Below are 750 nucleotides of genomic sequence, written 5' to 3' on the forward strand. Positions count from 1 at the left end.
CTTCAAAAGCCGCTGCTACATTCTGATAAGTTTGCTCTTCTTCCTTGCCTTCACCGTTAACTGTTTTAACCTTAAAGGTAGGTGCAGTCCATTCACCATCCTCATATTTAGCGTTACCACCTAAATAAGATGCAATCTTATCACCTAATGAATAAAGCTGTTTACCTGTAATAGCATCCGTGGAATCTTTCGAAACATCACCATCTAACAGATACGTAATCTTGCTGTTTTCTTGTGTCGCTTTAGATGCACCTTTTCCTAACTTGCTCTTTTCATGACGCGCCACAAAGGCATTGGCTTCATCGCTCCATAATAAGGCATCGCCTTTTACCTGTTGCGTAACATTCGTTATGTTTTGAGTAAGTTCATTAAACTTATTCGTTACATTATTATTAACTTTACTGATATTGGCATCAAGCTGGCCTTTATTAACTGCTTCATTATCGTTTACCGCTTCCTTTACACCAGAAAGAGTCCGATCTAAACCATCACGATTTGCAAAATCAACTTTCAAACCACCTCTTTCTTTACCAAGCGTAATAATACCAAGATTATCTTGCTTCACAAGACTATCGCCTTCTACTTTCGTAATTGCGTTATTAACTTGATTGGTAATTTCATTAGTAATTTTATTCTGAACATTCATGAAAGACGCACCAACTCCAGTCAAAGCTTCCGCTACATTCTGATAAGTCTGCTCTTCTTCCTTGCCTTCACCGTTAACTGTTTTAACCTTAAAGGTAGGTGCAG

1 pseudogene is annotated in these 750 nt (G+C 38.1%); it reads right to left on the minus strand.

Annotation, left to right across the window (positions count from 1 at the left end):
- Positions 1 to 750, minus strand: a pseudogene (locus tag ACFIO5_RS11590) (Vomp family autotransporter); the annotation flags it as partial.

This window comes from Bartonella sp. AA86SXKL, assembly GCF_042196885.1.